The 7,716-nt window shown below is 72.8% G+C and carries 7 protein-coding genes; 3 read left to right on the top strand and 4 right to left on the bottom strand.

Features of this window, described 5'->3' with window-relative positions; genetic code table 11:
* Positions 1 to 259: 259 nt before the first annotated feature.
* Positions 260 to 466, top strand: a complete 207-nt coding sequence (locus tag MXD58_RS15490; RefSeq protein WP_248821368.1) for an RNA-binding S4 domain-containing protein — start codon at positions 260 to 262, stop codon at positions 464 to 466.
* 54 nt (positions 467 to 520) lie between these two features.
* Here MXD58_RS15490 and MXD58_RS15485 read toward each other — a convergent pair whose 3' ends face one another.
* The 3 genes from MXD58_RS15485 to MXD58_RS15475 form a co-directional block, all read right to left on the bottom strand.
* The gene (locus tag MXD58_RS15485; RefSeq protein WP_248838329.1) at positions 521 to 1,045 is read right to left on the bottom strand and encodes a lytic transglycosylase domain-containing protein; all 525 of its coding nucleotides are present in this window, start codon (positions 1,043 to 1,045) and stop codon (positions 521 to 523) included.
* A 58-nt stretch (positions 1,046 to 1,103) separates the two neighbouring features.
* Entirely contained in the window at positions 1,104 to 1,859 is a 756-nt protein-coding gene (locus tag MXD58_RS15480; protein ID WP_248838330.1) for a tyrosine-protein phosphatase, read from the bottom strand.
* 87 nt (positions 1,860 to 1,946) lie between these two features.
* A complete protein-coding gene (locus tag MXD58_RS15475) occupies positions 1,947 to 2,642 on the bottom strand; it encodes a NeuD/PglB/VioB family sugar acetyltransferase (RefSeq protein WP_248838331.1) in 696 nt (231 codons plus the stop codon).
* Between the two features lie 155 nt (positions 2,643 to 2,797).
* Between MXD58_RS15475 and MXD58_RS15470 the strand changes: the two genes are divergently transcribed.
* On the top strand, positions 2,798 to 3,790 hold the full coding sequence (locus MXD58_RS15470; protein WP_248838332.1) for an NAD-dependent epimerase/dehydratase family protein: 993 nt from the start codon (positions 2,798 to 2,800) through the stop codon (positions 3,788 to 3,790).
* Between the two features lie 108 nt (positions 3,791 to 3,898).
* On the opposite strand, the gene MXD58_RS15465 is transcribed toward MXD58_RS15470, so the two are convergent.
* Complete coding sequence (locus tag MXD58_RS15465; RefSeq protein ID WP_248838333.1) at positions 3,899 to 5,887, bottom strand: nucleoside-diphosphate sugar epimerase/dehydratase; 1,989 nt, start codon at positions 5,885 to 5,887, stop codon at positions 3,899 to 3,901.
* Between the two features lie 117 nt (positions 5,888 to 6,004).
* Between MXD58_RS15465 and MXD58_RS15460 the strand changes: the two genes are divergently transcribed.
* Positions 6,005 to 7,716: tyrosine-protein kinase domain-containing protein (locus MXD58_RS15460; RefSeq protein WP_250609443.1), on the top strand; the 1,712-nt coding region annotated here is incomplete at its 3' end.

Genomic DNA, 7,716 nt, shown 5'->3' with positions numbered 1-7,716 from the left:
GGGCCGGGCAGGCCGGCAGGGTCGGGCAGGCCGGCAGGGTCGGGCAGGCCAGCGGGGTCGGGCGGCCCGGATCCGGTTGCCGGCGCGGGCGTCGGGGAGAGCTCGCCATCCGGGTTGGCCCGGTCCGGTGGATCCGAGGTTTCACCTGCCACGCCCGCCAGCATGCCTCAGCGCGGCGCCGGGCAGGTGGATTGCCGACACCGGAGGCGGTCGGTGGGCCACCGGTCACCCGATGTCGGTCACCCGGGATGCTGGGGGTATGCGTGAGGTGAGCATTCAGGGTGACGGAATACGGCTGGGGCAGTTTCTCAAGCTCGCTGACGTCGTCGGCGTCGGCTCGGACGTCAAGGGACTGCTGACCGGCGGTCTGGTGCGGGTCAACGGCGAGGTCGAGAGCCGCCGGGGGCGCCAGCTCGCCCCCGGCGACGAGGTGCAGGTGGCGGGGGAACAGTTGCGGGTGTCCTGACCGTCGGGCCGCCCGGCCCCCGGACCGGGACCGGGACCGACGCCGACGCCGGTGCTAGAGCTGGTCGGCGAACGCCGCTGCCCAGGTGTTCACCCGGCTGACGTAGTTCCGGGTCTCCTCGATGTCGGGTACGCCGCCGGCCGCGCGCACCGCGTCCGGACCGGCGTTGTACGCCGCGAGGATGAGCGAGACGCGGTCGCCGGGCAGGTGCTCCACCAGCTGGGCCAGCGTCGACTCGTAGCGGGCGGCGGACGGGATGGCATCGAGGGGATCCATCGGATCGGCCCGGCCGTCGCGGTTGGCGTCGATGCCGTAGTCGGCCCAGGTGGAGGGGAGGAACTGCATCATGCCGCGGGCACCGGCATGCGACACCGCCCGCGCGTCGAACTTGCTCTCCACCCGCGCCTGGGCGGCAAGCTGGGCGGGAGTGAGCAGGCCGTAGGCCGCCGCGGCCGCCTGGAACACGGGGATCAGTTCGTCGGGGACCTGGTGGGCCTGCCGCAACAGACCGCAGCCCGCCACCAGCGCGACGACTGACAACGCGGCCACGGCGGCCCGAGCGGACACCCGATCGATCATCGCATCCTCTCCGTCCCGGGCGCGTCGAGGCGGACTGGCCGGCCGGCGCGGCCGGCGGCTAGCCGACCAGTCGCTGGCGCAGCGCCCGCAGCTCCGGTTCGGAGACTCCCGTCTGGAGTGCCCAGGCCGCCGGCCCGCCCCAGCCGGCATCGACACCGTCGAGGAACCCGCGCATGACCTCGGGACGGCACGCGAGGTCGCCGGCCGAGGCGGGGGCCACCACCTGGCGGTACGACGGGCGGTCGGCGAGCCGGGCGTAGACGCGCGCGATCCGCTCGTTGGTCTGCGCGTAATCGTCGATGATCGCGTCCTGTTCGACACCGGCGATGCCGAGCACCAGGGCGGCGAGCACACCGGTGCGGTCCTTCCCGGCGGCGCAGTGGAACAGGGCCGGTCCCGCCGACGGGCTGGCGAGCACCCGCAGCGCCTGGGCCACGGCGTCGCCGGCGGCCCGCAGGTAGTTGAGGTAGTGCTCGATGCGGTCGGTGGTGTCGAGGTCCTTCACGATCGCGGGATAGCGCGGATCGTCCGGCATCACCCACTCGCCGGGCAGGAACGACAGGTGGTGGTATTCGATCGCCTCGGCGGCGAGGGGGCCGCGCCCCTCGCGCGCCGCCTCCTCCCTGGCCCGCAGATCGATGATGGTCCGCAGTCCGAAGGTGTCCCGCAGAAGGATCACGTCGTCGGCGGAGGCGGTCTGCACCGAGTCGGCCCGCAGCAGCGCGCCGTGGCGCGTGAGCGAGCCGTCGGTCGTCGGCAGACCACCGAGATCACGAACGTTGTCGCAGCCTGTGAGGTTCAACCAGCGATCCACGTACTGATCCTAGGATGACTGGCGCCATCGGTACCGGCCAAAGCCGGCGATTTCAATGATGGAACGCGGCTTTCCGATTGCTGCCGGTCAGCCCGGTGCGAGCGAGTCCTCTCCGGTGGGCTGGGGTGGGGCGGCGTTGATGGGGCGGGCCGGCACGCCGGCGACGACGTCGGCCGCGCGGATGTCGTCGGTGACGACGGCACCGGCGCCGACGATGGCCCGGTCGCCGACCTGCCGGTGTCCGGCGATGCTTGCCTGCGTTCCGATCCACGCCTGGTCGCCGACGGCGACGCCGCCGCAGATCCGCGCGCCCGGCGCGACGGTGACGTAGTCGCCGAGCCGGCAGTCGTGGGCGACGCTCGCGGCGACGTCGACCACCACGTGCCGTCCGGTGCGGACGTTGGTGGTGATGCTGGCCAGCGCGCAGACGACGGTGCCGGGGCCGAGCCGGACGTCGCCGCCGAGGTTCGCCCGCGGATGGACCAGGGTGGCGGGCCGCCGGCCGTGGACGGAGGCGTACCGGTCGACGTGCTGGCGCGCGGTGGCCTCGCCGAGGCCGATCAGGTAGTCGGCGTCGAGCCGGCCGAGCAGGTCGAGGCCGCCGAGCAGTGGCGCGCCGCGCCGGGCGACCGGGTCCGGGTCGGCGGATCCGTCGTCGAGGAACCCGAGGAACGTGTAGCGGGCCGACGGCCCGGCGGCGTTGACCGCCTCGACGACGTCGAGCAGCTCCCGACCGTGGCCACCGGCCCCCACGATCACCAGGGAGCGTGGGAGGTCGGGCACCGGGCGACCGTAGAGCGTTATCTCTATGTGTTCAACTCAACACTCAGAGCGTCTGATGGTGGGGGTGGCTGTCGCTGCCCGGAGTGTGGCGCGCGGAGCGTGGCCCCGGATCGACTACCATCGGCATCCTTCTGACCTCGAAGGGTGATGAATCGGTGAAGGTAGTCGTGACGGGAGGTGCCGGCTTCATCGGTGCGCACCTGACCAGGGCCCTGCTCGGCGCTGGTGCCGAGGTCGTTGTGATCGACGATCTCAGCACCGGCGCGGTGTCGAACCTCACCGGCCTGCCGGTGAAACTGATGGTCGGCAGCGTCACCGACCGCGCCATGGTCGAGGAGGCGTGCAACGGCGCGAACAGCATCGTGCATCTGGCCGCCCGACCGTCGGTGGAGCGCTCGCTACTCGACCCGATGGCCACGCACGCCGTGAACGCGACCGGCACCCTCACGGTGCTCGATGTGGCCCAGCGCGCCGAGACGCACGTCGTCGTCGTGTCCTCGTCCTCGGTGTACGGCGGGGCGGGCCCGATGCCGCGGGGGGAGGACGCGCCGTGCCGGCCGCGCAGCCCCTACGCGGCCTCGAAGCTCGCGGCCGAGGGGTACGCCCTGTCCTACGGTGCCGCCTTCGATCTGCCGGTGCTCGCCGTGCGGCTGTTCAACGTCTTCGGGCCCTTCCAGTCGGCCGGTCACGCCTACGCGGCGGTGATCCCCACCTTCATCGAGGCGGCGCTGGCCGGCCGGCCGCTGACGATCCACGGCGATGGCCGCCAGACCCGTGACTTCACCTACGTGGCGGGCGTCGCCGGGATGCTCTGTGACGCGGCGCTGCGCCGGCTGAGCCACCCGCACCCGGTCAACATCGCCTTCGGCACGCGGACGGACCTGCTCACCGTCGTCACCGAGCTGGAACGGGCGCTGGGGCGCCGGCTCGACGTCCGCCACGACGCGCCGCGGGGCGGTGACGTCCGCGACTCCCAGGCGGCCACCGACACGATGCGCGAGCTGTTCCCCGACGTGGTCGGGCTGGAGTTCGCCGACGCGCTGGACGCGACGCTCGCCTGGTACGCCGGGCGGGGCCCGGTCGCGCCGGCCGGGCGGTCAGCTCAGGCCGGTGGCGGGGCCGCCCCCGCCGCCCCGCGCCGGCCCTGACCTACCGTGGGCCCTGGCCGTCCGGTGGGCTCTGGCCGTCCGGTGGGCTCTGGCCGTCCGGTGGGCTCTGACCGTCCGGTGGGCTCTGACTGGCTCCGGCGGGCGCCGTCAACGCGTCGGTGACGGGCGTCCGTCGGCGCTCTGCGCCGCCTGCTGTCGGGGAATCAGGCCCGTGATCAGGTCGGCGGTCGCGGCGGCCTGGTCGGCGGCGGGCCCGGTGGCCGGGGTGGTGGCGACCAGGACCTGCTCGCCCGCGAGCGCCGCGAGGTCGGCGAGCACCGTCGCCGGCGGTGCCCACGGGTCGAGGTCGAGGGCCTCGGTCGGATCCAGGGCGGGCACCTCCACGTGGGAGATGAGGGGATGATGCGGCCGTCGGTCGGCCTCGCCGGTGCCGAACAGCTCCTCATGCAGCTTCTCGCCTGGGCCGAGGCCGGTGTAGACGATCTCGATCGGCCGGGCCTCCCGGGCGGCGAGGCGCCGGGCGACGTCGTCGATCCGCACCGGCTCGCCCATGTCGAGGACCATCGCCTCGCCGGGTGCGCCGAGGGCACCGGCCTGCAGGACGAGCTGGACCGCCTCGGGGATGGTCATGAAGTAGCGGGTGACGTCCGGGTGGGTGACGGTGATCGGGCCGCCGGCGGCGATCTGGCTGGCGAACACGGTCAGCACCGAGCCGTTGGACGCCAGCACGTTGCCAAAGCGCACGCTGACGAACGTTCCCGACGCCTCGCGGGCCACGGCCGCAGTGAGCCGCTCGGTGATCCGCTTGGAGAACCCCAGCGCGCTGGTCGGATTGGCCGCCTTGTCCGTCGAGATGTTCACCAGGCGTTCCACCCCGCAGGCCGCGGCCGTGCGCAGAATCGCCAGCGTGCCCCAGACGTTGGTCTTGACCGACTCGCCGGGGAAGCGCTCCAGCAGCGGGAGGTGCTTGAGCGCGGCGGCGTGGAAGACGACCTGCGGGCGGCGCTGCGCGAACAGCTTGGTCATCAGGTCGAGGTCGCGGATGTCGCCAAGGACGATCGCGTCGTCGTCGAGCATCGCCTGGCCGGTGATGGACAGCTGCACCGCGCGCAGCGCCGACTCGTCCCGGTCCAGCATGACCAGCTCGGCCGGTCCGAAGGTGGCGATCTGGCGGCACAGCTCCGCGCCGATCGAACCGCCGGCACCGGTGACCAGGACGCGGCGCCCGACGAGGTACCCGGCCGCGGCGGCCATGTCGGTGCTGATCTGGCGCCGGCCGAGCAGGTCGGCGAGGTCGAGGTCGCGGATGTCGCCGACGCCGACCCGCCCGTCGATGAGATCACTGACCTTGGGCAGGACCTTCACCGTGAGTCCGGCGTCCTCGGCGATTCTGTTGATCTCCCGGAGCAGCTCGGCGTCGGCGCTGGGAATGGCGACCAGCAGCGTGCGGGCCCCGGTGGCGCCGGCGACGGCGTCGATCGCGTCCCGCCCGCCGCGCACGCGCACGCCGAACAGGCGCAGGTTGTGCAGGCGGGGATCGTCGTCGAGCAGCGCGATGGGGTAGTAGGGGCTGTCCTGGGTGCGCAGCATCGCGGCCAGCGCACTTTCGCCGCCCTGACCGGCGCCGAAGACGAGCACCGGCTGGGCGTGATCGCGGTCAGGCCGGCGTAGGCGTTCCTCGAGCAGCCGCCACAGGTAGCGCACGCCGAACATCACCACGAGGGTCACCGTGCCGCCCAGGGGCGGGACGCTCAGGGGCATCGGCCGGGGCGGGCCGAAGGCGGCGATGACGATGAGTAGCCCGAGGATCGTCAGCACCACCGCCACGAGCAGGCAGAGCACTTCCTCGAAGCCGCCGAAACGGTAGCGCCCCAGGTAGAGATGCAGGGCCGTGCCAAGAAAATGGAGCAGACAGACCGCGAGCGCGCTGATCACCCAGAACCCGAGGCTGGACAGCGCGCTGAGCGAGTAGTCGAACCTGCCGACCTGTGCCGCGGTGAGGCCGGCGACCATCGCCACGCTGTCGAGAGCGATCTGCAGCCCGACCCGCTGGCGGAGGTCCAGGCGCGACACGCGCTGCGCGAGCTGCACTGTCCACCGACCGAGGACTGTGCCGTCTACTCTACGTCTCCACATGAGGCCATAGAGTAATCGTAACGGAGAGTAAAATAATCGCTACTCACTGGGTATGTTGAGGGGGTCCTCAATGACGGTGAGTGGTCGGGACGTTCATCCCGGGAGGGTGGTCGACGAGTGGAACTGCGCGACTATGTCCGCGTCCTTCGCCGCAGTTGGATGCTCATCGTGGCCTTTGTCGTGCTCGGCGGCGCACTCGCCGTCGCCGCGACCTGGCGGACCACGAAGCAGTACGCCGCGTCGGTGACCATGGTCGTCTCCTCGCCGGACAGCACCGAGGGTGCCGCCGGGGCCTATCAGGGGAGCCTGCTGTCCCAGCAGCGCGTGAAGTCCTACGCCAACCTGGTGTCCAGCGACCGGGTGGCGAGCGCCGTCATCGACCGGCTGCACCTGAAGACCACGCCGGAGGATCTGCGCGGGCAGATCGTCGCCGCGGCGGTCCCGGACACGGTGCTGCTGAAAGCAACTGTGCGTGACCGGGAGCCGGGGCAGGCACGGGCGATCGCCGACGCGGTCGGCTCCGAGTTCTCCCGCGCCGTCGCCCAGATCGAGGCGCCCTCGGGTGACCGGCCGCCGTCCGTGCGGGTGAGTGTGTGGGAACGCGCGAAGCTGCCGGACTCGCCGGTCTCGCCCCAGCCCACCCGCAACGTCGCCCTGGGGATCCTGCTCGGCCTGATCCTCGGCATCTCCGCGTCGATCATCCGGTTCCGCCTCGACACCAGCATCAGCGGGCCGGATGACGCCGCGGACGCCACCAACCTGCCCAACCTGGCGACGATCGGCTACGACACCGACACGGTGCGCCGGCCGCTCATCACCGACGCCCGGCCGCACTCGGCCCGCGCCGAGGCCTTCCGCCAGCTGCGCACCAACCTGCAGTTCGTCGATGTCGACGCCGGCCCGCGCTCGATCATCATCACCAGCTCGCTGCCGGGTGAGGGCAAGACCACCACGGCCTGCAACCTGGCGATCAGCCTGGCGCAGAGCGGGCACCGGGTCTGCCTGATCGAGGGTGACCTGCGCCGCCCGGCGTTTGGCTCCTACCTCGGCGTCGAGTCCGCCGCCGGGCTGACCTCCGTGCTCATCGGCGCCGCCGATCTCGACGACGTGCTGCAGCCGTGGGGCGAGGGCCGGGTCGGCGCCGGCAAGGTCGAGGTGCTCGCCTCCGGGCCGGTCCCGCCGAACCCGTCCGAGCTGCTCGGCTCGAAGAACATGGCGGAGCTCATCGAGCTGTTGCACTCCCGCTTCGACTACGTGCTCATCGACGCCCCGCCGCTGCTGCCGGTCACCGACGCCGCCGTGCTCGCCACCCGCACCGACGGCGTGCTGCTGGTGGCGCGGGTCGGCCGGACCCGCTGCGAGCAGCTTCGCCGCGCCACCGACGCGCTGCGTGCGGTGGACGCCCGGATGGTCGGCACGGTGCTCAACATGGTCCCGACCAAGGGCCCGGACGCCTACTTCTACGGCCAGTACAGCAGCTACGGGCCGCGGGGCCGCCACGCGCGGTCCAGTGCCGAGCGCTCGGTTCTGGCCTCGGCGCCGGACGCCGGGGTCCGCCCCGCCCAGCCGCACGGCGCCGGGTCGGACGGCTCCTCGCGCGCCACCGGTAGCGCGGCCCGTGCGACTGTGTCGGTCCCGGCGGCCCGCCAGCCCGCCGAGTCCCGCCGAGGCAATGCGGGCGGATCCGGCCGGGGCCGATCCGGCCGGGACGGATCCGGCCGGGACGGATCCGGCCGGGACAAGGACGAGCCGAGCCGGGCGGACGGATCGCCGTCCGAGCCCGTCGGGGGCGCGGTACCCGCGGGCACCCGCGAGCCCGCCGGGGTGAC

The sequence above is a fragment of the Frankia sp. AgKG'84/4 genome (assembly GCF_023242965.2).
GTDB lineage: Bacteria > Actinomycetota > Actinomycetes > Frankiales > Frankiaceae > Frankia.
Note: the sequence above shows the minus strand (reverse complement) of the source record. Positions and strands in the feature narration are given on the sequence as shown.

Coding starts and splice junctions, on each gene's coding strand:
- MXD58_RS15485 (WP_248838329.1), bottom strand. CDS start 1,045: ATGATCGATCGGGTGTCCGCTCGGGCCGCCGTGGCCGCGTTGTCAGTC.
- MXD58_RS15465 (WP_248838333.1), bottom strand. CDS start 5,887: ATGTGGAGACGTAGAGTAGACGGCACAGTCCTCGGTCGGTGGACAGTG.
- MXD58_RS15490 (WP_248821368.1), top strand. CDS start 260: ATGCGTGAGGTGAGCATTCAGGGTGACGGAATACGGCTGGGGCAGTTT.